This is a genomic window from Micromonospora sp. NPDC050200 (genome assembly GCF_040656135.1).
Taxonomy (GTDB): Bacteria; Actinomycetota; Actinomycetes; order Mycobacteriales; family Micromonosporaceae; genus Micromonospora.
Genome location: NZ_JBFALG010000010.1, coordinates 56,720 through 81,938, shown reverse-complemented (window position 1 = coordinate 81,938; position 25,219 = coordinate 56,720). Strand labels below are relative to the sequence as shown.

Sequence of the window (25,219 nt, the reverse complement as noted above, 5' to 3'; positions counted from 1 at the left end):
TCTCAGCCGAGGAACAACTGGCGGCGGGCGGCGGACGACTCGAACGCCTCCAGGCGGGCCTGCGTGTCCGCCGGGGAGGCGTCGCAGATCGCCTGGAGGACCACCATGGCCAGGGTCATCGGGGCGGTGTGCAGGTCGAAGACGAGGTCGGTGCCGACGGCGGCGGGCAGCACCAGTTCGGCGTACTCGGTCGCGGGACTCACCGGCGAGTCGGTGATCGCCACGACGGTCAGTCCGGCGTCCCGCGCCTCGCGCAGCGCCTCGAAGGTCTCCCGCGGGTAGCGGGGCAGGACGAAGGCGAGCAGGGCACTCGCCCCGGCCGCCGCCGCCTGCTCCAGCCGGTCGGTGAGCAGGCTGCCGCCGTCGTCGAGCACCCGGACGTCCGGGTGCACCTTCGCGGCGAAGTAGGCGAAGTACGCGGCCAGCGGCGCGGCCGCGCGCAGCCCGAGCACCGGCAGTGGGCGGCTCGCCGCCAACAGGTGCCCGGCGGTGGCGAGCCGGTCCCGGTCGGCCAGTTCGCCGGCGAGCCGGTCCAGGTTGGCGATCTCGGCGCGGACCGCCCGCTGGAGCTCGTTGCCGTCTCCCGCGTCTCCCGCTCCGTCCGCGCCGGCGGTCACCTCGCGCAGCCGGCGGCGCAGCGCCGGGTAGCCGTCGTGGCCGAGCGCGACGGCGAACCGGGTCACCGACGGCTGGCTGACCCCGGCCAGCTCGGCCACCTCGGCGGCGGAGAGGTATGCCGCGGCGGCGGCGTGCTGCACCAGGCAGTGCGCGATCCGCCGCTGGGTGGGGGTGAGCCGCACGCCGTGGAACAGGTCGAGCACCCGGTCAGGGGGTGCGGCGACAGCTCCGTCATTCATGTGGTGACTCTATGCATAAAAACTTTCAGAGCGCAACCGCCGCCCGCCCGGTCACCCCCGCCCGTCCGCCGGTCGTCCACACAGGAGGAAGCGCTGGTTGTGCGGGTTGCGGTCGCCGGCTGCCGGCGACCGCCGGGCTGGCGGCGTTTCTGTACTATCCGCACGGCGGGTGAGCAGAGGAGTGGGGCATGCAGCCGGACGTTCCGTACAGGTTCACCGAGGTGATGGGCGTTTGCCAGGTCGGCAGAGCCTGGTGGGCCGTCGACGGGCAGGACCGGCTGGTGACCGTCGCGGTGCTCGAGCCGGTGGTCGCCGACGACCCGGCCTGGCGCCGGGCGTTCGCCGACATGGCCGACGCGCTGGCCGCTCCGGGCGGTGGCGGCGGGCCGTACCTGGCCGCCGACTTCGAGGCGCCCGCGCCCTGGGTGGCGTACGCGGCCGATGGCGGGCCGGGTGCCGACCGGCTCTTCCTCGCGCTGGGTCACGAGATCCACAGCGAGGAGCCGGGCGAGGACAGCACCGTGGCGATGCTCCAGGTGCCCCCGGCGCAGCAGTCGCAGCCGGCTCCGTGGGCGGTGCAGGGGGACCCGACGCAGGTCTCCGCCCCACCGCAGCCCGTGTCGACGCCCCCGGTGTCAGCGCCGCCGCACCAGGCGCCGCCGGTCTCGGCCCCGCCGCAGCCGGTCTCCACGCCCCCGCACCAGGTGTCCGGGCCGCCGGTGTCGCCCGCGTACCCGCAGCCGACCAGCGGCCCGCCGTACGACCCGTTCGCCTCCACCGACCGCCGGATCCAGCCCTCCGCGCCGCGGCGGCGCCGGACCGGCCTCTGCATCGGGATCGCGGTCCTGGTCCTGGTGATGATCGCCGGCGCCGGTGGCGCTTTCGTCTGGGCGAGCTCGGACGGCCCCGGCAAGCCGAAGACCGCCGCCTCCACCAGCCCGGCGCTTCAGCCGGAGCAGAAGTCGCCGCCTCAGTCGCCCGGCATCGAGCCGCCGAGCGCGGGCGAGTGGCCGAAGGAGTGGCCCAAGTTCAACCCGGGCGACGCGGTACGCACCTTCTCCGATTTGGAGGGCCTGGGCTTCACGCTGAAGGTGCCGGCGGAGTGGGACTGCACCCCAGCCGGCCGCGCGCAGGGCTTCGTCAAGTACAACTGCGGCCTCTCGAACGACAAGCAGCAGATCGGTGGCGAGCTGATCGTGCGGGACTGCCCGGTGCCGTGCGACACGCAGCGGCAGACCGCGATGCGTCAGGAGGAGGACGCCTGGGGCCTCCAGTGGATGCGGGGCAGCCAGTTCGTCTCCTACGCCGACTCCAGCAAGCTCGAGCTCGACGGTGAACGCCGGTACGGCCTCGTGATCGTCGCGTACTGGCGCGGCGGGGACACCGGGCAGATCGACCGTCAGCTCGTCTTCCGGATGACCTCCCCGACCGACGGGGCGGGCCGGCTGCGCCGGGTGGCCAACCACCTCCGCGACACGCTGATCTTCTGACCGAGCCGACCCTTCATCGTTCGCGGAGATCCGACATGCCCTCTGGTACGGCCTTGGCGCGTCGGTTCGCCGTCCTGCTCGGCACCATCGCTATCGGTTACGCCAGCGCCGTCCCCGCTGCGGCGGCGGTGCCGACGTACGCCCGGAACGAGCCGGCGGTCGCGGTGGCGACCCCTTCCACCGTCTTCCTCGAGGCGAGGTACGTCGGTTACCTCCGGAACACTGCCAGCGGCGCCCTGGTCCGTCCCGAGCCGGTGGTCGTGGTGCGCCGGTGCAGCGGCGTGGTGGTGAACCCCGACGGCTACGTGGTGACCACCACCGTTTGCGTACAGCCGAGCCGGGAGGTGCTGCTCGTCAACGCCCTGTACCGGCTCGGCCGCACCCTCGTGCAGCAGAACGAGCTGACGGCGGAGCGGTTGGACGGTTTCGTCGCCGGCCTCAGAGATTCGTCCACGTTCACCGGTGTGAAGCGCGGCACGACGCCGACCCTGCGGCTGACCGGGCAGTTCGGCGCGGCGACCTCCGGGGACAGCGCCGCCCCGGCCGTCGCCGGCGTGGTCACGAAGGCGCTACCGGCGGTCGACGGCAACGTGGCCCTGGTGAGGCTGCGTCGCGCTGGCCTCGCGGCCATCGAGCTCGCGACCGCCCCCGACCTGCGCACCGGGTCCACAGTGGACATCCTCGGCTACGCGCTCGACGAGACCACTGACGACTCCGCCACCTACACCGCGCGCAACCGGACGGTCGAGGTAATCGGGCGCACCGGGACCAACCGCACCGGCGTGGCCGGGCAGATCGGCCCCGACTCTCGGGGCGGCCCGGCCGTGGACGCCGCCGGCCGGCTCGTCGCGCTCCTGGACACCGACACGTCCGCCGATGGCGAACCCATCCGCGATCTGATCGTCACCGCCAACATCGAGCGGCTCCTCGACCAGAGCGGTGTCGACAACCGGCTGAGCGAGGTCGACCGCACCTTCCGGTCGGCCCTGAACGTCTACTTCGCCGGCCGGTACTCACAGGCGATCGAGCGGTTCGACGACGTCCTCACCCAGGACCCCGGACACGTCGCGGCCCGGGCGTACCGGCAGCGGGCGCAGGAGCGGCTGAGGCTGGACGGCGACGCCACGGAGAACGCAGCGAACTGGTGGTTGTACCTGCTCTCCGGCGGGGGCGGCGTGCTCGTCATCGGCGCGGTGAGCTTCCTGCAGCGCGCGCTCGGCCGCCGGTTGCGGCCGGCCGTGTCGGGCGGACCGGACCCGGATGCCGTCGATGCGGCCCCGAAGGGCGCCGGCGCGGAGCCGCCGGCCCGGGAGGCGGTCACCCCGCTCGATCCGGTCCCGCCGGCCGCGACCGCCGCGCCGGTGCCGTCGTCGCTGGAAGACACGGTCGTGCTGGCCCTGCCGGGGACGGGCAGGACGGACCTGCCCGCGCCGTCCTCGATGGACGACACGGTGGTGCTGAACCGGCCCGAGGCCCGGCCACCCGCGCCGGCGCAGGAGCCGGCCGACACCGACGACGCCGTACGTGCGACGCCCGCCGACGCCGCACCCGAGGCACCGCGCGAGCGGCCGCGGGGCGCGTTCCGCCCGGACATCGAGGGCCTCCGCGCGCTCGCCGTCCTGCTGGTGGTGCTCTGGCACGCCGGTGTCCCGTACGTCTCCGGCGGGTTCGTCGGGGTGGACGTCTTTTTCGTCATCTCCGGCTATCTGATCACCACCGGGATGGCGGCCGAGGTGGCCGCCCGGGGCCGGCTGTCGCTCGGCCGGTTCTGGGCGAGACGGGCCAAGCGACTGCTGCCTAGCTCCGCGCTCGTCCTGCTCGCGGCCCTGGTCCTGACGTACCTCCTGCTGCCGGCCATCCGCTGGCGGGACACCGCGTGGGACGTCGTGAGCAGCGCCCTCTACCTGGTCAACTGGCGGCTCGCGGAGCAGTCGGTCGACTACCTCGCCGCCGACCAGGCCCCGAGCATCGTGCAGCACTACTGGTCGCTCGCGGTCGAGGAGCAGTTCTACCTGGTGTGGCCGGTGCTGTTGGTAGGCGTCGCCTGGCTGGCCCGGCGTGGACGCGCCCCGCACTCCGGGTTCCGCACCCTCGCGCTCGGCGCGGTGGGCGTCGTCTGGGCGGCCTCCTTCGCCTGGTCGGTGCTGCTGGTCGAGACCGACCCCGGTCGGAGCTACTTCGTCACCACCACCCGGATGTGGGAACTCGCGGTCGGTGCGCTGCTCGCGCTGGCCCCGCTGCGGCGGCTGTCCGGCGCGGTCGCGTCGGCGGCGGGTTGGCTGGGCGTCGCGGCCATCGTGGCCTCCGCGGTGGCCCTCGACACCACGACCCCGTTCCCGGGCGCGATGGCGCTGCCGGCCACCGTCGGGGCGGCCCTCGTCATCGCGGCCGGGGCGACCGAGCGGTACGGCCCGGTCGCGCTCCTGCGGCTGCCGCCGATGCAGTTCCTCGGCGGCGTCTCGTACACGCTCTATCTCTGGCACTGGCCGCTGCTGGCGGTGCTCACCGCGCGAATGCCCGACCCGGGCCTGCCGGCCGTGGCGGCCACCGTGGCCCTCTCCGTGGTGCTCGCGTACCTGACCAGCCGGTTGGTGGAACGGCCGGTCTGGCACTCGCCGCAGCTTGCGGTGCGACCGCGGGTCGCGCTTGCGGTCGGGGCGGCCTGCACCGTGCTGTCGGTCTGCGCGGGCCTGGCCTTCCAGGTCGCCACCGGTCCGGCCGCGCCGGACAGCGCGGCCATGCGCAACGCGCTGGGCGCCGCCGTGCTGACCGCGGACGACACCACCAGCGTGGGGGTGCCCGTCGACCGCGTCCCGTCGGTCGTGCCCGACCCTTCGGTGGCCCGGGACGACCTGCCGTCGGTCTACGCCGACCGGTGCCACGCCAGCCAGGCCGAACGCAAGGTGCTGCGCTGCGCGTACGGCGCCCGGGAGTCCGCCGTCACCGTCGCCGTGATCGGCGACTCGCACGCCGCGCAGTGGGTGCCCACCCTGCGGGCGGTGGTGGAACGACGGAACTGGCGGCTGCTGACGTACACCAAGTCTCAGTGCCCGGTCCTCGACGTCGAGGTGGTCGGCGGGGACGGCCAACGCCCCAACGTCAGCTGCGTGGACTGGAACCGGGACCTGCGCGCCAGGCTCGCCGCCGACCGCCCGAACCTGGTCGTGACCACCAGCTACAACTACTCCGCCTACCGCGACGGCCGGACGCTGAAGGGGGCGGAGGGCCGGGCGGCGCTGGTGGACGGGATGCGCCGGACCTGGCGGTCGCTGGCCCAGGTCGCCCCGTTGGTGGTGCTGCGGGACACCCCGGCGCCGCGCCTGGACGTCGCGGAGTGCGTGTCGGCCCATCGAGAGCAGCTGACCAGGTGCGCGGTGCCGCGCGACGACGCTCTGGCCGGCATCGGTCCGCTCCAGGTGGACGCGGCGAAGGGCCTGACGGGCGTACGGCTGGTCGACCTGAACGACGCCATCTGTCCCGCCGACCGGTGCGCGGCGGTCATCGGCGGGGTGCTCGTGTACCGCGACACGAACCACCTGACGGCGACGTACGCGCGGACGCTGGCGACCCGGCTCGACGAGCAGTTGCAGATGGTGATGGGGTGAGCGGAATGATCAGCAGGGACAGCGGCGTCGCCGAGGCCGGTCCTGCCGGCGGGGGCGCGGGTGGCCCGCTGCTGGCCGGCCGGTCGGTCGCCCTGGTGCACGAGTGGTTCGGCGCCACGGGCGGCTCGGAGAACGTCTTCCTCGCCATCCAGGAGGTGCTGCCGGACGCGACAGGGTTCGTGCTGTGGCGTGACCGCGACGCGCGACGCGGCCTCGACCTGCGGGAGTCGTGGCTCGCCCGGACACCGCTGCGGCGGTCCAAGGCGCTGGCGCTGCCGTTGATGCCGCTGACCTGGCGAACTCTGACCCGCGAACGGTTCGAGGTGGTCATCTCGTCGAGCCACGCCTTCGCGCACACCGTGAAGTTCCGGTCCTCCCCGGACGCGCGCTACCTGAGCTACATCCACTCGCCGGCCCGCTACCTGTGGAGCCCGGACTTCGACGGCCGGGGCTCGAAGGGAATGCTGACCGTGCCACGGCGCGTGCTGCAGGGCGCCGACGTTCGGTTGAGCCGGCACGTCGACAGCTACGCCGCCAACTCCCGCGAGGTCCAGGCCCGGATCCAGCGGTTCTGGAAGCGCGACGCCCGCATCATCCACCCGCCGGTCGACGTGGACTATTTCACCGACGCCCCGGCGGCCGAGCGCCGGCAGGACCGCGGCTACCTGCTCGGGGTCGGGCGCTGGATCCCGTACAAGAAGTTCGACCTGATGATCGAGATCGCCGAGGCCGCCCGGATGCCGCTGGTGATCGCGGGGTCGGGGCCGGAGGAGGAGGCCCTGCGCCGGCAGGCGGGGCGGGTCGGGGTCCCGGTCACCTTCGAGCGGCAGCCGTCCCGGGACCGGCTCCGCGAGCTGTACTGGGGGGCGAAGTGCCTGCTCTTCCCCACCCACGAGGACTTCGGCATCATCCCGGTGGAGGCGATGACCTGCGGCACGCCGGTGCTCGGGCTGCGCCGGGGCGGGGTGCTGGAGACGGTGGTCGAAGGCGAGACGGGGTTCCTGGTCGACTCGAACGACCCCCGGGAGTACGCCGCCATGCTCGGGCACGTCGACGGACTGGACCGGGACCGGGTCCAGGCCCACGCCGCCCTGTTCTCCGCTGCGGTCTTCCGCGCGAACGTGGCCTCGTGGGTGGCCGATGAGACCTCCTGACGTCGCCGTGGCCGCCGCGCACCCGCGGCGGCCGTCCGGCCGCTCCCTGGTCGCGGCGGTCGCGTTGCTGGCCGTCGTCACGGCCCTCGGCGTCACCACCGTGCTGCCCCGCCCGACCGTCGCCGGGGCGCTCGGCCTCGTCGTGGTGGCGGTGTGTCTGGCGGCCCTCTACCAGACCACCCGGTCGGAGTCGTTCACCCCGGTCTCCGTCACGTTCTGGGCCTTCGTCACGGTCTGGGTCGGCTTCGCGCCGTTGCTGCAGATCCGGGACCGGCGCGTTCCCTGGCCCGACCTGCCTCTCGACCAGTACTACGTCAGCGCGCAGGTCATCCTCCTGTTCGCGGTCGTGGCCTACTGGGCCGGCAACACCCGCCGCCTGCCCGCGCCGCGCCCGAACACCTCGCCACGGACCCGGGTCACCATCGAGAAGGCGCTGACCGTCACCGTCACCGCCGCCGTCCTGGCGGTCGTCTGCCTGCCAATGACCGGCGGTCTGGCCGTCCGGTTCATCAGCCGCGACGACCTCCAGCGCGCCATCGCGGCGGCGGGCCTGAAGAGCCGGCAGGACCTGGCGCTGCTTGGCCTGCTCAGCACCTTCCCGGCCGCGGTCGCCGCGGTCGCCCTCGTGCTGTGCCTGCTCTGCTGGCGGAGCCGGAACTTCGCCGGCCCGAAGGCGCGGTGGATCCTGCTGGGCACCACCGCCGTCGCGGTCCTCCTCAACGTCATCTACAACAATCCGCTGTCCGCCAACCGGTTCACCGCCTTCGGGGTGATGCTCGCCGCCGGCCTGGCGATCGTGCCGTTCGAGCGGCAGCGCTGGCGGACCCTGTTCTCGCTCGGCATGCTCACCGGGCTCGCCGTGCTCTACCCGCTGGCGAACCTGTTCCGCAACGCGCGGTCGCGCGGCAACCTCCGGTTGGGCCTGGACGCGTACTACACCTGGGACTTCGACGGGTTCCAGCAGACCGTGAACGTCGTCTACCACGCCCGGGTGCACGGCCACACGTGGGGCCACCACCTGGTCTCGGCGCTGCTGTTCTGGGTGCCCCGCTCCTGGTGGGAGGGGAAGGCGATCCCGGCGGGCAACGCGGTGGCGGCCGGCCGGGGCTACGGGTTCCAGAACCTGGCCCTGCCGTTCTGGGCCGAGACCTACCTGGAGTTCGCCTTCGTCGGCGTGGTGGTGCTGTTCTTCTTCTACGGCAGGCTTGCCCGGCGACTCGACCGCGCGTTGACGGCCACCCCGGCCGGGCTCGGGACCGCCCTCACGGTCACCTTCGCCGCCTTCCAGATCGGCCTGCTGCGCGGTCCCCTCGGCGCGCAGATCCCGTTCGTCGGCGCCGCGTTCGCGGTGCTCGTCGTGGGCGTGCTGGCCCTGCCCGACCCGGGCTGGCGGCTCACCCGACCGCCCCCACCGGTGGACCACGGCTCCCCGGCCGCCGCACCCACCGGACCAGAGGAGATGGCGCACAATGACTGAACCACGGCCCAGGATCGCCATCCTCGCCGACTGGTGGTGGCCGGACGAGGTCGGCGGCGCGGAGCGGTCCGCCCAAGCGGCCGCGCGGGAACTGGCCGGCTTCGCCGAGGTGTCGGTCTTCGTGCCGTCCACCGCCGACAACATGTACTCCGACGGTCCGCTCACCGTGCACGCCGTGCGCCGGCCCTTCGCCCGGCGGCAGCACGCGGACACCCGGGTCCGGCGCGGGCTGGAGTTCCTGACCGCCTGGCTGCTGCCCCTGGTCGCGTCGCGCCTGACCCGCCGGATCGGGGCGTTCCGGCCCGACGTCGTGGTGGCCACCAACATCTCCCGCACCGGTCCCTGGCTGCCGCGCTGGGTGAAGGCGCGCGGACTGCGGTACGTCCGGGTCTTCCACGATCTGAGCGACACCTGCTGGCGTCGGTCCCGGCTGAAGGACTCGCGGACCTGCGAGACGGTGTGCGGGGAGTGCCGGGTCAAGGCGGAAATCATGCGGGGCGCCACCCCGCGCGGCGCGGTGAGCGTCTGTGTGTCCGGCTTCGTCCGCGACGAGCTCGTCGACGCGGGCCTGACCACCCCGGCGGCGAGCCTGATCGGCTATCCGCTGATCGGCCCGGCGGAACCGGTACGCCCGGCGCGGCGCATCGGCGAGACCCAGCTCGTTGTCGGCTACCTCGGCCGGATCGACCCGGTGAAGGGCATCGAGTCGGCGATCCGTACCGCGGGCGCGTACCAACGGAACACGGGCACCGGGGTGCGGGTGCTGGTCGCGGGCGAGGGACAGCCCGACTACACGCGGACGCTGGCCGAGCTGGCCCGGTCGGAGGGGGTCGCCCTGCACCTGCTCGGCCGCATGACGGTCGACGCGTTCTGCGACTCGGTGGATGTGGTCCTCATCCCGTCCCGCTGGATGGAGCCGTTCGGCCGGGTCGCGGTCGAGGTCGGGCGTACCGGGAGACCGATGCTGGTCTCGCCGCTCGGTGGCCTGCCGGAGGCGGCTGCCATCTCCGGCGGCGCCTACGCGTACGCGGACTTCCAGGATCCGGAAGGGGCCGCGGTCGCGCTCGGTGAGCTGCTGGCCGGCGCAGCCCCCCCGGCCACCCGGGCGGGCGGCGATGCGGCGATCACACTGCCGCAGACCGTGGTCGCCGCCACCCGTCGGGCGTGGGCCGGTGCGGACGACGCGACGGGCGGACGGCGGCCGTGACCAGAACGATCGCCCCGCCGCGTACCGGTGGGCGGAACTGGGCCCGGCTCGCCCTTACCCTCGGGCAACTGGCCCTCATGGGCACGGGTCTGATCCTCAGCCTCTCCCTCGGGTACGCCGGTGACCTGTCCGCGGTCGGCGCCACCGCGCCCGCGATGCTGGTGTTCCAACTGACCTGCGGTGTCCTGCAGCGGTCCCTCGCCGAGGCGACGCTGCTCGCCGAGGCACAAGCCGAGCGGGCGGCCGATCGGACGGACTGCCGGCGGTCGGTGGCCGCCGCGTTCACCGGCGGGCTCGTCGGAGCAGGGCTGGCGGTGGCGTCGGCGCTCGCCGTTTCCGGTGGGTCGATCGAGCTGGCCGTCGCCTACGCGGCCGGCATTCCGTTCGCGCTGGCGCTGGACATCGGCCGGGCCGCCGGCGTGGCGGCGGGCGCCGCCCGGGCGGTCTTCGTGGAGACGGCCGCGTGGCTGGCCGCGCAGCTGGTCCTGATGGTCGTCTTCGCCGCGGCCCGCTCGCCGCTGGCCATCTGCCTGTCCTGGGCCGCCGTGAACGCGGTGTTCTTCCTGGCCGCCGCCGGCCGACCCGAGCGGCGGCCGCTCTTCGCCGGGCTGGCCGGGTGGGTGCGTTCGCGGCGGGGCGTAATGGGCGCCGCCTCGCTGGACGCCCTGCTCGTCGGGCTCACCCCGGTGCTCGCCATGCAGGTCACCGCCTTCGTCGCCGACGCCGTCACGCTCGGCCTCATCCGCATCACCCAGCAGCTGTTCGGGCCGTTGGCATTCGTGTCGATCACCTTCCGCCGGGTGCTGGTCTACCAGCGCAAGGCCGCCGTCGACACGACCCGGGGGCAGGATCTCCGCGACGGGATGCTGGCGTCGGCGCTGATGACCGCCGGTTCGGTCGTCCTCGGGGTGGCGGTGTTCGTCGGGCAGGGGTTCGTCCCCGCGCTGGCCTTCATCCCCGCCGGGTGGGTCCTGGTCGCAGCCGGGCTGGAGAAGGCCGCCCTCGGGTTCTCCTACGGCTGCTCGCTGAGCAGGTTCGTGCGCGGCGAGTTCGACCTGCTCCTGCGCGCCCGCTACGTCATGCTGGGCCTGACGGTGCTCGCCGCGCCGCTGCTGACCGTCGTGATCGGCGCGTCCGGTTACCTGATCGCCGCATCGGTCGGCATGGTCGTCTACTCGCTCGTCCTCGTCGCGCTGCCGGCTCGCCGCCGTCCACCGACACCTGTCGCGTCGGGTGCCGGCCTGTCCTGATGAGAGGCTCTCGGCTAGGTTGTCGGTAATGAGCGACAGTGTCGGCCTGCTGCTGCGGCGTGCCGGATTCGGCCCGACCGCGGTCGAGCTCGCCGCCGCCCGCCAGGCCGGCTACGCCGCGGCGCTGTCCGGACTGAGCGCGCCGCCCGGCCCGGACGTCGGGGCGACCGGCGCGCCCATCCCGGACCTCGGGCCCGACGCGTACGCGGGCAAGCGTGACCTGACCTACGAGGAGAAGGTCAAGCTGGAGGACCTCCGCACCGCGCAGACCGAGCAGATCACCGAGTGGTGGTTGAACCGGATGACGGTTGCCAGCCACCAGGCCGTCGAGAAGCTGGTTTTCTTCTGGCACGGGCACTGGGCCACCTCGGTCAAGAAGGTGCGCAGCCCCCAGCTCATGCTGAGCCAGCACCGGACCCTCCGCGGCGCCCCGGACTTCACGGTCATGGCCCGGCGGATGGTGGTCGACGCGGCGTTGAACCACTACCTGGACGGGCACCTCAACACCCGGCAGGCGCCCAACGAGAACCTCGCCCGCGAGCTGTGCGAGCTGTTCGTCCTAGGGATCGGCAACTACACCGAGAAGGACGTCAAGGAGGCGGGGCGGGCGCTCACCGGCTGGCGGTTCAGCCTCACCATGGGCCGGTCGGTCTTCGACCCGAAAGCCCACGACCCGGGCCGCAAGACCATCCTGGGCCGGACGGCGAACTTCACCGCGCAGAGCCTCGTCGACCTGTTGCTGACCCAGGAGGCCTGCCCACGGTTCATCGCCGCCCGCCTCTGGTTCCGGTACGGCTCGTCCGCCAAGCCCATCCCGAAGGGCCTCCAGGAGAAGATGGTGCGCGCCTTCCCCGCACCGATGGCCATGCTCCGGGTGCTGCTCGCGGACGAGGCGTTCCAGGCGACGGCCGGCACAATGGTGAAGCAGCCGGTCGAGTGGCTCGTCGGCGTCCTGCGGCAGCTGGGGGTGCGGCCCGCCAGCCTCACCCCGGAGACCCGCAAGGCCGTCCTGCACGACCTGGAGAACCTGGGGCAGTTGCCTTTCGCGACCCCCAACGTGGGCGGCTGGCCCGCCGGCGGCGCCTGGCTGACGTCCGCCGCGGCCCAGGTCCGGTTGCGGCTGGCCGGCCGGATCGCCGAACAGGCGCCGGTCGACCAGTTGACTCCGGAGAGCCTGGCGTACCTGCTCGGCGTCGACGGGTGGACGAACCGCACGTACGCTGTGTTGCGGGGTACGCAGGACCGGCGGCAGTTGTTGACCCTGGGGTTGGTGAGCCCGGAGTACCTGGTGACATGACGATGGATGCATTGACTCGACGTCGGTTCCTGCTCGCCTCGGGCGTTACCGCGGGCGGCGCGCTCGCGGCGGGCGCCGGGGGCATGGGGATCGCCCACCTGCTGCGGACCGCGGGACAGGACGCGTCCGCCGCGCGGTCGAAGAAGCTCGTCCTGGTGACGCTGTACGGCGGCAACGACGGGCTGAACACGGTCATTCCCTACACCGACCACGCCTACCACTCGGCCCGGCCGGAGCTGGCGTACGACGCCGCGAAGGTGCTGCACCTGGACGACACCCTTGGCCTGAACCCGGTCATGCGGGGCATGAAGCAGCTGTGGGACGAGAAGCGGCTGGCGGTCGTACTCGGGGTGGGCTACCCGCGACCGGACCGCAGCCACTTCCGATCCATGGACATTTGGCAGACCGCGTCCCCGGCCGAGCCGGTGACGACCGGCTGGGTGGGCCGCTGGCTCGATGGCACGAAGGCCGCGCCGGAGGCCGCGGTCAGCTTCGAGCCGGTCCTGCCCCCGGTGCTCGCGGGGCAGACCCGGGCCGGTTCCTGCGTCAGCGTCGGCGGCCTCGAACTGCCCCCGGGCATCACCGCCGACGCCGTCGCGGCCCTCGGTCGCGGGGAGCCCGGGGAGCCGGAGCTGCAGGCCCGCGCGGCCCGCGCCTACGGCGACCTGCTCCGTGTCGAGCGGCTGGTCCGCAGCGCGGAACAGCACCAGAGCCCCTCCCCGGACAACGCGGACGAGGAGGTCCTGACCACGGGTCCGGGCAGCCGGAGCGTCCTGGAGACTCAGTTGGCGCTGGTGGCCCGCTGCGTCGAGGCCGGTGTGCCCACCCGGGTCTACTCGGTGAGCCTCGACGGGTTCGACACCCACGCGATGGAGCGGGCAGGCCACGAGAGCCTGCTCACCCGGCTCGACCGCGCGTTGTCGGCGTTCGTGGCACGGATGGCGCGGACTGAGGCGGGACGCCAGGTGACCGTCGTCGTCTACAGCGAGTTCGGCCGGCGGGTACGCGCCAACGCCTCCCAGGGCACCGACCACGGGACGGCCGGACCGGTGTTCGTGCTCGGGCCGACGGTGGCCGGCGGGTTCCACGGCGAGCAGCCGAGCCTCGCCGACCTGGACGACGGCGACCTCAAGGCCACGATGGACTTCCGGGACGTCTTCGGCACGGTCCTGACGTCGGTGCTCGACGCCGACCCCGACCGCTACGTGGGCAGCGGCTACCGGACGAAGCCGCTGCCGCTACTCACCGCCGACTGAGGACAGGCGGGTGACCGCTCAGCGGCCGCCCGCCCGGAACACCTCCGCGATGGTCCGCAGGATCACCTTGACGTCCAGCCAGAGCGACCAGTTCTCGATGTAGTAGTTGTCGAACCGCGCCCGATCGGAGATCGGCGTGTCGCCCCGCAGCCCGCTGACCTGCGCCAGCCCGGTGAGCCCGACCGGGACCCGGTGACGCATCGCGTAGTTCGGGTACTCGGCGGAGAACTTCTCCACGAAGTACGGCCGTTCCGGTCGCGGCCCGACCACGCTCATCTCCCCGCGCAGGATGTTCCAGAGCTGGGGCAGTTCGTCCAGCGACGTACGGCGCATGAACCGTCCGATCGGTCCGACCCGCCGGTCGTGCGCGATGGACCAGTTCGTCTGCGACTCGTGCTCGTCGACCGGGCGCATCGACCGGAACTTGATGACCTGGAACGGCTTGCCGTACCGGCCGATCCGCTCCTGGCGGAAGAAGACGCCCCGGCCACCGTCGAGGAACGTCGCGACCATGCAGAGCAGGAGCAGCGGGCTCAGCACGAGCAACGCCAGTGAGGCGAGGACCACGTCGGACGCTCGCTTGATCGCCCACCGTGGCCCGGACAGGGTGAGGTCACCGATCTGGACGATCGGGATGGCGCCGACGTGGTCGGGGTATCCGCCCTGGGACCGGGATCCCCAGAGGCGGGGGACCGCCCAGAGGTCACAGCGGGCGTTGACCGGACGGAGCAGGAACTCCATCACGGTCGCGTCGGGGCAGTCCGGATCGGCGATGATCAGGACTTCGCACTCCGCGAGCCGGACGAGCTGCTCCAGGTCGTCGAGGGTGCCGATCAGCGGCAGCCCCCCGGCGTCCTGCCGCGACGGCGCGTCGACGCAGCCGACGAACCGCAGGCCGTACTGGGGGTAGCGGCGGAGCAGCCGGGCCAGCTCCACGCCGGTCGGGCCGCCTCCGACAATGATGGCGTTGTGTTCCAGCCACCGGCGCTTGCGCGCCACGATGGTGAGTGTCCTGGTGCAGGCCCGCCCGATGATCACCAGTCCCGCCGAGAACGCCACGCCGTGCATGAACCCGCTGACGTACGGCACCGAGTCGTGGCGCTCGGCCGCGATGATGGCCACCACCGCGCCGGAGGCCAGCAGGCGCCCGCAGAGGCTCGGCAGCTCGTCGAGGATGCTGAGGTGACGGCGGGCCCGGTAGAGCCCGCCGGTCGCGAAGACCGCCACCGTGAGGGCGGCGTTCGCCAGGGTCCCGCGCCAGTAGCTCTGGCTCAGCAGCAGGGGAGCGAGCAGCGCGGTGAGGTCGACGGGGAGGGCCAACATCCAGGCCCGGAGCCCGCGCGTCCGCTTCGAGGCCCGCGAGCTCGCGTATGGCAGCACCGCGGTGGTGTCGAGACCGGCGCGCGCCGCCGCCGGGGCCGTGGGCTCGCTGGGCAGCCGGATCGAGGGGATCCCCGCGAGGATTCCCTCGTCACCCACCACGTCGGGCGGTGACGTGACGGTCCCCTGTGGTGCCTCCTGGAGCTGCGCCGTGGCGGCAGCCGGACTTTTTGTCGCCGAATGGCCTGGCATTGTCGATTCTCCCCCGTGACGGCCCGGGGCCCGCTTGACGCAGGCCCCGGGCGATCGAAGGATACGAGCGGCTCAGTCACACCACCACAGCCGGCACGGCAAAGTGAAGTCCTACTTTCCGGCGGAAACAATCCGCTCGACCGAGTCGTCGCGGACCGCGTCGAACAGATCCTTGGCCTTCGCGTTGTCCGGGAACACCACGCTCTCGCTGCCGACCCGGCCCGTCCCCTTCACCGGACAGGTGAAGAAGCCGAGGTTGCCGCCGCGCAGGTGGCGCAGCTCCATCGCCAGGTCCACAAGCGACATCGACTTGTCCACCGCGACGGAATTGGCCGTGGCCTTCACGAACGAGTTCAGCTTGGTGGGGCTGCTCAGCGTGCCACCCGACGCGGCCTTGTCGAGGATCGCCTTGATGACCTGCTGCTGGTGCTTGATCCGGGCGAAGTCGCCGTTGGCGAACGCGTAACGCTCGCGGGCGTAGTCCAGTGCGGCGGCCCCGTCCATGGTCTGCCGACCCGCGACGAACTCGCGCTTGCCGCCGGGGTTGAGCGAGTGGGTCGAGGTGAAGCCCTTCTCCACGTCGATCTCGATCCCGCCCAGGGCGTCGACGATCTCCTTGAAGCCGGCGAAGTCCACCATCGCCACGTGGTCGATGCGGACGCCGGTGAACTGCTCCACCGTCTGCACCATGAGCGGCACGCCGCCCCACGCGTAGGCCGCGTTGATCTTGGCGTCGCGGCCACCCCGGCCCTCCTTCGAGCGCGGGATGGGCGTCCAGGTGTCCCGCGGGATCGAGATGAGCTGGGCGCTCGACCGGTCCTTCGGCAGGTGGGCGAGCATGATGGTGTCGCTCCGGGAGCCCCCGGTGTTCTCCGGGTCGCGGGTGTCGCTGCCCAGGATCATGATGTTCATCGCGCCCTCGGCGACCACCTGCGGACGGGACTCCTCGGGCACCCCCGTGAACGCGTCGACCCGGTCGATGGAGGAGTTGACCGAGCGGTAGTACAGGCCGCCCGCGATGAGCCCGCCGCCGGCGAGCAACGCCACCACCAGCAGCACGATCAGGGCGATACGCCGGCCGCGCCGGCGGCGCGGAGCCGGTCCGGACGGCTGACCCGCACCGTCGAAATCCACGTCGGACGCGGTGGAGCGCGGTTCGAAGTCGGCGAGCTGTTGGCGATCTGACATGCCCGCGATGCTACTGAACCACGATTCCACGCGGGGACCCTCATCCGGTCGGTCGGCCCCGGCCCACCCGGTCGGTGCGTCGAAACTGTCCTCGGCGGTATTCATCTTCGCCTGGTACAACCGCACGGATGGATGCCACGAAGCTCCGGCGGGCCGTCGCCCGCACCCCCCTCGCGCCGGTCGCCGCCTTCCCCAAGCGGCTCGCCCGGGTCGCCCACCACGACGCCAAGGTGCTCCGCACCACCACCCGGTGGCTGTTCACCTCCCGTGAGCACCACAACTACACCTACGAGCTGACGAAGCTCAGCCGGCAGCACCTCGCCTGGTTCGTCAGCGTGGTCTGCGACGTGCCGGTCGGGCAGGTCCGGGCGTACGTCGAGGAGATCGAGAAGGACGACACGCTGCGCGGCCACATCGAGCGGGCCACCGCCGGCGCGGCCCGTCGCGGCCTGGCCGACAAGCAGGTCCGGTACGCCCGCCGGGTCGGCTGGTACGCCATCGTCCGCGCCAGCAGACCGGCGCACGTGGTCGAAACCGGCGTCGACAAGGGCCTGGGCAGCTGCGTGCTCGCCGCCGCGCTGCTGCGCAACGCCGCCGAGGGGCACCCGGGGCGGCTCACCTCGCTGGACATCAACCCCGAAGCCGGCTACCTCGCCCGCACCGCACCCTGGTCCGAGGTGGTCGACCTGGTCATCGGCGACTCCATCGCCTCCATCACCGCGCTGGACCGCCCCGTCGACCTGTTCCTGCACGACAGCGACCACAGCCGGGCGCACGAGAAGCGCGAGTTCGAAGCCGTGGAGCCGGAGCTGGCCCCCGGCGCGATGCTGCTCACCGACAACGTCACCCACACCGATGTGCTCGCCGCCCACGCCGAGCGCACCGGGCGGCGCTTCCTCGCCTACCGGGAGACCCCGCTCAACCACTGGTACCCGGGGGACGGCATCGGCGTGGCCTGGTGAGGCTCGCCGCGATCCACACGCAACCGGTCAAGGGCCGCCGCCGGCTGGACCGCGACGATCCCCTGTCTCAGTCCGCCGGCCGGTCCAGGTCCCGCCACATGAAGATCTCGTCGCGGTCGTCGGCCGGCGCCACCCGCAGCGCGGCCGGCAGCCGCCCCACCTCCCGGTAGCCGAGCCGGTCGTAGAACTTCTCCAGTCCCAGCCCGCCCCGCACCGTCACATGCAGCGCCTGCCAGCCCAACTCGGGGGCGCGGCGGGCCGCCTCCCGCATCAGGTCGAGGCCGTAGCCCCGGCCCTGGGTGTCCGGGTGGACCATCACCCGCTTGAGGATGCCCCAGTGCGTCTTCAGGCCGAACCGGTTGTCGGCGAAGACCAGCACCGCGACGGGGCGGTCGCCCTCGTACCCGACGAGCAGCCGGTCCGGCCCGTCGGTGACGTCGGTGAAGGCCTGCTCGGCGACCGGGCGGACCTCGGCGGCGGTGACCGGGGCGACGAAGCCGACCGCGCCGCCGGCGTTGGTGACGTCGACCCAGAGGTCGACGATCCGCTGGCGCAGGTCAGGGGTGAGATCGGGGTCGAGGACGAAGCGCAGACTCACCCGGCCATCTTGACGAACAGGCGCGGCGTGAGGCCACGATCGTGACGCGGCTGACAGTGCTTCCTGGTGCGGGAGAGGGGATTCGAACCCCCACGTCCTTTCGGACACGGGCTCCTAAGGCCCGCGCGGCTGCCGCTTACGCCACTCCCGCCGACCCGCTCAGTTTAGAGCGTCGGGTCTCGGCGGTGGTGAGCCCTGCCCCCGGCAGTATCAGCAGGACGGTGCTGTGACTGATCACCGAGGTGTCACCCGCTGACTGTGACACCGTGCTGGCGATCTTCCGGGCGCCGATGTCTGGGCTACGGCGCCGCCTTGGGCAGTAGTCCGCCAGGATGCTCGTCCGACCCGTCCCCGGACGGGAGCCGCCGTGCCCGCTCGGCACCCTTGTTGCGGCCGGCGTAGGTGGCCGTCTGACTGTGGCAGTTGGGGCAGAGCAGCCGGAGGTTCGGCGGTCGGTTGTCGAGGAAGTCGCCGTTGACGTGATCGACGTGCAGGATCAGCGGTCGGCCCCGCCACATCGGCCCGATGGCGCACTCCTCGCACTCCTCGGGAACACCGATGTCGCGCAGTGCCCACTTCAAACGGGTACCCGGTGTGCGGCGGGCATCCTGCGGCAAGCTCACCAGCAGTAGCGAGGAGGTGGTTCGTCGTTCGCCGCGGCGTCCCCGGTTGTGCGCGCTGCCGGTGAAGTGCGACGTGTCGATGCCGAACCGCTTCAACTGCCGACTGATGTGCGCGTGCGACCCACCGCTGAGGCGCACCCCGAGCAGGCGCATCACCCCGGCGATGCTCTGCGCGGCGGCGGCTGCCTGTGCGAGCGCCTCGGGCGTATACCTGTACCGGACCACGTACGGACCGTAGCGGCCGGGTGTGACGGCTTCAGTCGAGGCCGAGGTCGCGGCGCAGCTTCGCCACGTGCCCGGTGGCCTTGACGTTGTAGAGGGCCCGCTCGATCTTTCCGTCCGGGTCGATGACGAACGTCGAGCGGATCACCCCGGTCACCGTCCGGCCGTACGACTGCTTCTCGCCGTACGCGCCGTACGCGGTGAGCACCGCCTTGTCGGCGTCGGCGACCAGCGGGAAGGTGATGGCGTCCCGCTCGCGGAACTTGGCCAGCTTCTCCGGCTTGTCGGGGGAGATGCCGACCACCTCGTAGCCGGCGGCCTGGAGCGAGGCGAGCGAGTCGCGGAAGTCGCAGGCCTGCTTGGTGCAGCCGGGCGTCATCGCGGCCGGGTAGGCGTACAGGATGACCCGGCGGCCGCGCAGGTCGGCCAGGGAGAGCGTCTCGCCGGTGTCGGTCGGCAGGGTGAAGTCGGGGGCGGGGTCGCCGGGGGCGAGGCGGTCGGGCGCGGTCATGGCAGCGACCTTACCGCCGCCCTGGGCGGTGGCGGGCGACGCGCGCCGGGAGCTTGGTGATCAAGAACATGGCTTGTTGCCAAGTCTTGGCAACAACATGGTCTGCCAAATAGGCTGTGCAGTGTGGAAACCCTGGCGATGCACATCTCGAACGGGATCATCAACGGTCCGGTGGCGGGGATCTTCGCGGCCGTCGCACTCGCCGCGCTGACCTTCTGCGTGCTGCGCGGCCGGCGTGACCTGGACGACCGGCTGGCCCCGATGGCCGGCCTGGTCGCCGCCTTCATCTTCGCCGTGCAGATGCTCAACTTCCCGATCCTCACCGCCGGGGTGAGCGGCCACCTGCTCGGCGGCGCGCTCGCCGCGCTGCTGGTCGGCCCCTGGGTGGGCGCGCTCTGCGTGGCGGTGGTGCTGGTCGTGCAGGCGCTGGTCTTCGGCGACGGCGGCGTCGCGATGCTCGGCCTGAACATCACCAACATGGCGATCCTCGGCACCGCCGCGGCGTACCTGCTGATCGCCGGGCTGCTGCGGGTGCTGCCCCGCACGCCGGCCGGGCTCGGGGTGACCGCGTTCGTGTCCGCGCTGCTCAGCGTGGTGGTGGCGGCGCAGGGCTTCGTCTTCCAGTACTGGCTGGGCGGCACCACCGACCTCGGTGGCAACATCACCGGCCTGGCCGGCACGATGGCCGGGGTCCACCTGTTGATCGGCATCGGCGAGGGCCTGATCACCGCCACCACCGTCGTCACCGTCGCCAAGGTCCGCCCCGACCTGGTGTACGCGCTGCGCGCCCTGAAGCCGGCGACGCCGGCGCCCGTCCCGGCTGTCGGAGGTGTCCGGTGAAGAAGCGTTCCTGGGGGTTCCTCGCGGTCGGCCTGCTGGTCGCGCTCCTGCTGGCCGGCGTGGTGAGCAACTACGCCTCGTCCCATCCGGACGGGCTGGACTCCTCTCTGCTCAAGGGCTGCACGGTCGACGCCGACGGCGAGATCACCGGCGGCTCCTGCCCGGCGCAGCAGACGAAGGACCACGAGCTGGCCGACAGCCCGCTGGCCGACTACGGCATCCGCGGCGTCGGCAACGACTTCCTCTCCACCGGCCTGTCCGGGGTGTTCGGCGTGCTGCTCACCTTCGCCGTCGGCGGGGGCGTCTTCTGGCTGCTGCGCCGGCGTGGCCCGGCCCGGCCCGACGATGCCGACGGTGCCCCGCGCGAGGACCGGCAGCCGGCCGGCACCGCCGGCTGAGCAGGGGGTACGCGGATGGGCGCGGGACACGCGCACGTGCTCTACCGGGATGCGGCCTCCCCGGTGCACCGGCTGGCCCCCGAGGTCAAGATCGCGGCGATGGTGCTCTTCACGGTCGCGGTGGTGGCCACCCCGCGCGAGGCGTTCTGGGCCTTCGGCGGGTACGCCCTGCTGGTCGCCGGGGTCGCCGTGCTGGCCCGGGTCGGGCTGCGCCGGCTGCTGCTGCGCGCCACGATCGAGCTGCCGTTCGTGCTGTTCGCGTTCGCGCTGCCGTTCCTGGGCGCGGGGGAGCGGGTGCCGGTCGCCGGGCTCAGCCTCTCCGTCGACGGCCTGTACGGCGGGTGGAACATCCTCGCCAAGGGCACCCTCGGCGTACTCGCGTCGCTGCTGCTGGCCGGGACCACGACGACCCGTGACCTGATCCTCGGCCTGGACCGGCTGCGCTGCCCGCAGATCCTCACCCAGATCGCCACGTTCATGCTGCGCTACCTGGACGTGCTGGTCGGTGAGGCCCGCCGGATGCGGGTGGCCCGGGTCTCCCGGGGCGACGACCCGCGCTTCCTGTGGCAGCTGCGCGGCTTCGCCGCCGGGGTGGGGGCACTGTTCCTGCGTGCCTTCGAGCGCGGCGAGCGGGTCTACCTGGCGATGGTGTCGCGCGGTTACTCCGGCCGGATGCCGGCGGTCTGGCAGGGCGCGGGCGCGGCCACCGCCGGGCAGTGGCTGGCCGGGGCGACCGTGCCGCTGGCGGCCGTCTCCATCGCCGTCACCGCCGTGGTCCTGACATGATCGGGTACGTGCAGACCGCTGTCTCGCTGGACGTCCGCGGCGTCCGGTACGCGTACCCGGACGGTCACGTCGCCCTGAGCGGGGTGGACCTGACCGTGCCGCGCGGCGAGCGGGTGGCCCTGCTCGGCCCGAACGGCGCCGGCAAGACCACCCTGGTGCTGCACCTCAACGGCATCCTCACCCCGACCGAGGGGACGGTCAGCGTCGGCGGGCTGACGGTGACCCGGGACCGGGCCGAGCTGGCCGAGGTCCGCCGTCGGGTGGGGATCGTCTTCCAGGACCCGGACGACCAGCTCTTCCTGCCCACGGTCGCCGAGGACGTGGCGTTCGGCCCGGCGAACCTGGGGCTGCGCGGGGCGGAGCTGGCCGAGCGGGTGGACGAGGCGCTGGCCGCGGTGAAGATGAGCGAGCACCGGGACCGCGCCCCGCACCACCTCTCCTTCGGTCAGCGGCGTCGGGTCGCGGTGGCCACCGTGCTCGCCATGCGCCCGGAGATCCTGGTCCTCGACGAGCCCTCGTCCAATCTCGACCCGGCCGCCCGGCGGGAGCTGGCGGAGATCCTGCGCGACCTGCCGGTGACCCTGCTGATGGTCACCCACGACCTGCCGTACGCGGCGGAGCTCTGCGAGCGCGCGGTCATCCTGGACGCCGGCAGCATCGTCGCCGACGCTCCCACCCCGGACGTCCTCGGCGACGCCGACCTCCTCGCCCGGCACCGCCTCGAACTTCCCTACGGCTTCACCCCGCACTCCCTGCCCCGCCCCTAATGGGACCCCGCCCCCCTCCCCACCCCGCCCCCTCCACCCGCCCCAAGATCCGCACACTTTCAGAGAAAGAGTGGCCTCCCGAGCCGTGGAGGCCACTCTTTCCGTGAATTTGCGCGGATCTTGGGGCGGGCGCGGCGCGGCCGGCGGGCGGGCGCGGGGGGTGGTGGGGGTGGGGTGGGGGTTACGGGGTGGTGGGGGTGGGGGTGGGGTGGGTGGGGGCGGGGTGGGTGGTGGGCAGGCGGGAGGCGGCGTGCAGGCGCAGGACGCCGGCGCCGACCGCGCCCGCGCCGCCCGCGACGATCAGCACCAGCAGCACCCGGGCGGCGGTGGCCGACCAGGGGAAGGGGGCGACCGCGCGGGAGAAGACGCTGAGATTGGCGAAGCCGGCGAAGAGGGCCAGGCAGGCGCCGGCCAGCGCCAGCGCGAAGTCGGCCGCGGCCGGCCGGCGGGCCAGCGCGTAGCCGCCCGCGGCGATCGCGCCGAGCCCGGTGAGCAGCGGCCAGATCTGCCCGGTGAGCAACCCGGCCAGCACCCCGCCGACGCCCTCCGCGCCGGCGTCCAGCTCCCGCCCGACGACCAGGACGACCGCCGCCGCGCCGCCGAGCGCCAGCAGCGCCCCGACCGCGCGCAACGCATGGTCCCCGGCCACCGAGCCGGCCGGCAGCAGCCCGGCCGCCCCGACGGCCAGGAAGCCGAGGGTGGCGGCCATCCACCAGGGGTACGGGTCCGGCGGCGGCACCCAGTCCAGGGTGCCCCGGATCTCCACCTGCTCGGTGCCGTCGCGGACCGGCACGGTCCAGTCGCGGATCCGGTGCGCGCGGGTCGGGTCGGCGGCGGCCTGCGCCGGCGGCCCGGACTCCCGCCACAGGGCCCGCTGGTCGTGCCAGCGCACCCGCGGCTCGTCGGCGATCCGCCGCCACTGCGGCGGCGCGGCCGGGTCCGTCTCGGGCGGCAGCGCGGTGTCGCCGGCCACGGTCCGGTTCAGGTAGGTCGCGGGGGAGCGGGTGTTCTCGTACGTGCCGCCGGGCCCCACCCGCAGGTACGGCTCACCCGAGTAGCCGATCACCTCGACGTCCCGGCCGGTGCGGTTGACCAGCTCCAGCCGGGCGCCCGCCTCGACGGCCCGTACCGTCAGTCCGGGCCGGGCCGGGGTGAGGCCGGTCACCTCGGTGCGGTAGTCGGTGCCGTCGGGGGCGTCCGCGCCGTGCGCGGCGGCCGGCGTGGCGAGGGCGAGCAGGGTGACGAGGGCGGCGGCGGCGACCAGGCCGGCCCGCCGGAGCAGGACGGCGATCACTTGCCGGCCGCCTCCACCGCCGCCGTGATCCCCGCCGGGCTGCGGTCGGCGACCTCCTTGCCGTTGACCTTGATGGTCGGCGTGCCGGTGACGCCGGACCTGCTGGCATCCTCGGTGACCTTCCCGGTCCACGGCTTGTACGTCCCGTCCTTCACGCAGGAGCCGAAGTCGTCCCGGTTCAGGCCGACGCCCGCGCCGATGTCGATCAGCTCGTCGTTGCTCAGCCCGGCGCTGCCCTCCGCCGGCTGCCGCGCGAAGAGCGCGTCGGTGAACTCCTTGAACTTGCCGCCCTGGGCGGCGCAGCCGGAGGCGGCCGACGAGCGGGTGGAGTACTCGGTGGTGGAGAAGCGGTTGAGGTAGGCGACCGGGTGGAAGACGACCCGGGCCTTGCCGGCGCTGACCAGCTGGTCGATGGTCGCGCCGCTGACCTGCTGGAACTGCTTGCAGGCCGGGCAGAGGTAGTCCTCGTAGAGGTCGATGGTGACCGGGCCGCTGCCGATGACGATGCCGGTGCCGGCGTCGTTGGCGCCGCGCGGTGCGGTGAACTCGTGGGGGCGCTGGCTGGACCAGACGCTCCAGCCGATCAGGCCGGCGATCACCAGCACCACGACCGCGCCGACGGACGTCCAGAGCGTCCGCTTGCGCCGCCGCTCCCGGGCCAGTTGCGCGCGCACCACCCGGGCCGCGTCCCGCTGCCCCTTGCGACTACTCATCGTTGTCCTCCACGGCGGGTTCGCCCGTCAGCCAGCCGTCCACCGAGACGGGGGTGCGGGGCCAGATCAGCAGGAATCCGGCCAGCGCCAGGAATCCCAGGTCCCGGAGGATCTCCGGGAGGTAGCTCGGGGCCTGCCCGGCGGCGAGCTGGCCGCCGCTGCCGAAGCAGCCGCAGTCGATGGCCAGGCCGCGGCTCCAGGCCGAGACGATGCCGGTGACGAAGACCACCAGCAGCGCGGCGGAGACGCCGGCGGCGAGCCGGGTGGCCAGGCCGAGCAGCAGGATCAGGCCGAGCGCCAGCTCCACGAAGGGCAGCGCCGCGCCGATCACCGTGGCCACGTCGTACGGCATCACCTGGTAGGCGTTGACCGCCCGCCCGGAGGCGGCCAGGTCACCGACCTTGGCGGCGCCGGCGACCAGCCAGACGGTGGCCAGGCCGAGCCGGGCGGCGAGGCCGATCCAGGGACGGACGGCGGGCCAGCGACTGGCCCGGATGCGCGCTGCGGTCACGGTCATTGGTCGTCGCGTCCGGCCGGTAAGTTCCACCGCTCAGCCGGCCAGTGCTTCGCCGACCGCGTCGACCAGGTCGTGCCGGGCCCGGGCCACCCGGGAACGGATGGTGCCGACGGGTACCCCGGCCACGGCGGCGGCCTCGGCGTACGACAGGCCGAGCAACTGGGTCAGGACGAACGCCTCGCGGCGTTCGGCCGGGAGCCGGCTGACCAGGTCGGCGGCGCCGAGGTGCCCGGCCGGGTCCGGGTACGGGCGGCCGGTGTGGGCGTCGGCGGCCAGCCGCTCGTCGAGGCGGCGCCGTCGGACCACGGTGCGCAGGTGGTCGGCGCAGGCCCGGCGGGCGATGCCGAGCAGCCAGGTCCGCACGCTGGCGCGCCCCTCGAAGCCGGGCAGCGCCCGGAACGCCCGCAGGTAGGTCTCCTGGGTGAGGTCGTCGGCGCTGTCCGGGTCGACCAGTGCGGCGGTGAACCGCCACACCTCGGCCTGGGTGGCCCGGACGAAGGCGGCCTGGGCGAGTGGATCACCGTCGCGGGCGGTCAGCGCCCAGTGCGTCGCCGTGTCGCGCGCAGCGTCGGGCGCCGCGCCGGGGCGGCCGGCGGCGGCGGTGTCGCGCGGGGCGGGGATCACGCCACCCGAGG

The 25,219-nt window shown here is 73.2% G+C and carries 23 protein-coding genes and 1 tRNA gene; 13 read left to right on the top strand and 11 right to left on the bottom strand.

What is annotated here, in order from left to right:
- Positions 1-2: 2 nt before the first annotated feature.
- Positions 3-857 carry a MurR/RpiR family transcriptional regulator gene (locus AB0I41_RS09680; RefSeq protein ID WP_357104137.1) on the bottom strand — a complete coding sequence of 285 codons (855 nt, stop codon included), beginning with the start codon at positions 855-857 and terminating at the stop codon, positions 3-5.
- Positions 858-1,045: 188 nt separating this feature from the next.
- On the opposite strand from AB0I41_RS09680, the gene AB0I41_RS09675 reads away from it, so the two are divergent.
- Genes AB0I41_RS09675 through AB0I41_RS09640 form a run of 8 tightly spaced genes read left to right on the top strand, consistent with a single transcriptional unit; the run spans position 1,046 to position 13,593 of the window.
- A complete protein-coding gene (locus AB0I41_RS09675; RefSeq protein WP_357104136.1) occupies positions 1,046-2,347 on the top strand; it encodes a hypothetical protein in 1,302 nt (433 codons plus the stop codon).
- Positions 2,348-2,382: 35 nt separating this feature from the next.
- Positions 2,383-5,952 (top strand): SGNH hydrolase domain-containing protein, encoded by a 3,570-nt coding sequence (locus AB0I41_RS09670; protein ID WP_357104134.1) that lies wholly within the window; start codon positions 2,383-2,385, stop codon positions 5,950-5,952.
- Between the two features lie 5 nt (positions 5,953-5,957).
- Positions 5,958-7,106, top strand: coding sequence for a glycosyltransferase (locus AB0I41_RS09665; protein WP_357104132.1), 1,149 nt, complete (start codon positions 5,958-5,960; stop codon positions 7,104-7,106).
- A complete protein-coding gene (locus AB0I41_RS09660; protein ID WP_357104129.1) occupies positions 7,093-8,583 on the top strand; it encodes a hypothetical protein in 1,491 nt (496 codons plus the stop codon). Before AB0I41_RS09665 ends, AB0I41_RS09660 begins: the two co-directional genes overlap by 14 nt.
- Positions 8,576-9,790, top strand: a complete 1,215-nt coding sequence (locus AB0I41_RS09655) for a glycosyltransferase (RefSeq protein ID WP_357104126.1) — start codon at positions 8,576-8,578, stop codon at positions 9,788-9,790. The genes AB0I41_RS09660 and AB0I41_RS09655 overlap by 8 nt, the downstream gene beginning before the upstream one ends.
- On the top strand, positions 9,787-11,040 hold the full coding sequence (locus AB0I41_RS09650) for a hypothetical protein (protein ID WP_357104123.1): 1,254 nt from the start codon (positions 9,787-9,789) through the stop codon (positions 11,038-11,040). Before AB0I41_RS09655 ends, AB0I41_RS09650 begins: the two co-directional genes overlap by 4 nt.
- A gap of 28 nt (positions 11,041-11,068) precedes the next feature.
- Positions 11,069-12,337 carry a DUF1800 family protein gene (locus AB0I41_RS09645; RefSeq protein ID WP_357104121.1) on the top strand — a complete coding sequence of 423 codons (1,269 nt, stop codon included), beginning with the start codon at positions 11,069-11,071 and terminating at the stop codon, positions 12,335-12,337.
- A 2-nt stretch (positions 12,338-12,339) separates the two neighbouring features.
- Positions 12,340-13,593, top strand: coding sequence for a DUF1501 domain-containing protein (locus tag AB0I41_RS09640; RefSeq protein ID WP_357104293.1), 1,254 nt, complete (start codon positions 12,340-12,342; stop codon positions 13,591-13,593).
- 18 nt (positions 13,594-13,611) lie between these two features.
- On the opposite strand, the gene AB0I41_RS09635 is transcribed toward AB0I41_RS09640, so the two are convergent.
- The gene (locus AB0I41_RS09635; protein ID WP_357104290.1) at positions 13,612-14,916 is read right to left on the bottom strand and encodes a sugar transferase; all 1,305 of its coding nucleotides are present in this window, start codon (positions 14,914-14,916) and stop codon (positions 13,612-13,614) included.
- Between the two features lie 360 nt (positions 14,917-15,276).
- Entirely contained in the window at positions 15,277-16,353 is a 1,077-nt protein-coding gene (locus AB0I41_RS09630) for an LCP family protein (RefSeq protein ID WP_357104118.1), read from the bottom strand.
- Between the two features lie 128 nt (positions 16,354-16,481).
- Here AB0I41_RS09630 and AB0I41_RS09625 point away from each other — a divergent pair, with 128 nt between their 5' ends.
- Positions 16,482-17,315 (top strand): class I SAM-dependent methyltransferase, encoded by an 834-nt coding sequence (locus tag AB0I41_RS09625; RefSeq protein ID WP_357104116.1) that lies wholly within the window; start codon positions 16,482-16,484, stop codon positions 17,313-17,315.
- A gap of 67 nt (positions 17,316-17,382) precedes the next feature.
- Here the strand turns inward: AB0I41_RS09625 and AB0I41_RS09620 are convergent, their stop codons facing one another.
- From AB0I41_RS09620 to bcp, 4 genes are all read right to left on the bottom strand, one after another.
- On the bottom strand, positions 17,383-17,913 hold the full coding sequence (locus tag AB0I41_RS09620; protein ID WP_357104113.1) for a GNAT family N-acetyltransferase: 531 nt from the start codon (positions 17,911-17,913) through the stop codon (positions 17,383-17,385).
- A 64-nt stretch (positions 17,914-17,977) separates the two neighbouring features.
- Positions 17,978-18,064 (bottom strand) — tRNA-Leu (locus AB0I41_RS09615).
- 148 nt (positions 18,065-18,212) lie between these two features.
- On the bottom strand, positions 18,213-18,761 hold the full coding sequence (locus AB0I41_RS09610) for a hypothetical protein (RefSeq protein ID WP_357104111.1): 549 nt from the start codon (positions 18,759-18,761) through the stop codon (positions 18,213-18,215).
- A 31-nt stretch (positions 18,762-18,792) separates the two neighbouring features.
- A complete protein-coding gene (gene bcp / locus AB0I41_RS09605; protein ID WP_357104108.1) occupies positions 18,793-19,269 on the bottom strand; it encodes a thioredoxin-dependent thiol peroxidase in 477 nt (158 codons plus the stop codon).
- 123 nt (positions 19,270-19,392) lie between these two features.
- Here bcp and AB0I41_RS09600 point away from each other — a divergent pair, with 123 nt between their 5' ends.
- The 4 genes from AB0I41_RS09600 to AB0I41_RS09585 are packed head-to-tail and all read left to right on the top strand — an operon-like array spanning position 19,393 to position 22,060.
- Positions 19,393-20,109: an energy-coupling factor ABC transporter permease gene (locus AB0I41_RS09600; protein WP_357104105.1), complete on the top strand. Its 717-nt coding sequence runs from the start codon at positions 19,393-19,395 to the stop codon at positions 20,107-20,109.
- On the top strand, positions 20,106-20,507 hold the full coding sequence (locus AB0I41_RS09595; RefSeq protein WP_357104103.1) for a PDGLE domain-containing protein: 402 nt from the start codon (positions 20,106-20,108) through the stop codon (positions 20,505-20,507). The genes AB0I41_RS09600 and AB0I41_RS09595 overlap by 4 nt, the downstream gene beginning before the upstream one ends.
- Before the next feature lie 15 nt (positions 20,508-20,522).
- Positions 20,523-21,293 (top strand): cobalt ECF transporter T component CbiQ, encoded by a 771-nt coding sequence (cbiQ, locus tag AB0I41_RS09590; protein ID WP_357104101.1) that lies wholly within the window; start codon positions 20,523-20,525, stop codon positions 21,291-21,293.
- Positions 21,290-22,060, top strand: a complete 771-nt coding sequence (locus AB0I41_RS09585; RefSeq protein WP_357104099.1) for an ABC transporter ATP-binding protein — start codon at positions 21,290-21,292, stop codon at positions 22,058-22,060. The genes cbiQ and AB0I41_RS09585 overlap by 4 nt, the downstream gene beginning before the upstream one ends.
- Before the next feature lie 181 nt (positions 22,061-22,241).
- Here AB0I41_RS09585 and AB0I41_RS09580 read toward each other — a convergent pair whose 3' ends face one another.
- The 4 genes from AB0I41_RS09580 to AB0I41_RS09565 are packed head-to-tail and all read right to left on the bottom strand — an operon-like array spanning position 22,242 to position 25,208.
- Positions 22,242-23,354, bottom strand: a complete 1,113-nt coding sequence (locus AB0I41_RS09580) for a hypothetical protein (protein WP_357104097.1) — start codon at positions 23,352-23,354, stop codon at positions 22,242-22,244.
- Positions 23,351-24,067 (bottom strand): thioredoxin domain-containing protein, encoded by a 717-nt coding sequence (locus AB0I41_RS09575; protein ID WP_357104094.1) that lies wholly within the window; start codon positions 24,065-24,067, stop codon positions 23,351-23,353. The genes AB0I41_RS09580 and AB0I41_RS09575 overlap by 4 nt, the downstream gene beginning before the upstream one ends.
- Positions 24,060-24,584, bottom strand: a complete 525-nt coding sequence (locus AB0I41_RS09570; RefSeq protein WP_357104091.1) for a MauE/DoxX family redox-associated membrane protein — start codon at positions 24,582-24,584, stop codon at positions 24,060-24,062. Before AB0I41_RS09570 ends, AB0I41_RS09575 begins: the two co-directional genes overlap by 8 nt.
- A 33-nt stretch (positions 24,585-24,617) precedes the next feature.
- A complete protein-coding gene (locus AB0I41_RS09565; protein ID WP_357104089.1) occupies positions 24,618-25,208 on the bottom strand; it encodes a sigma-70 family RNA polymerase sigma factor in 591 nt (196 codons plus the stop codon).
- Positions 25,209-25,219: the final 11 nt, after the last annotated feature.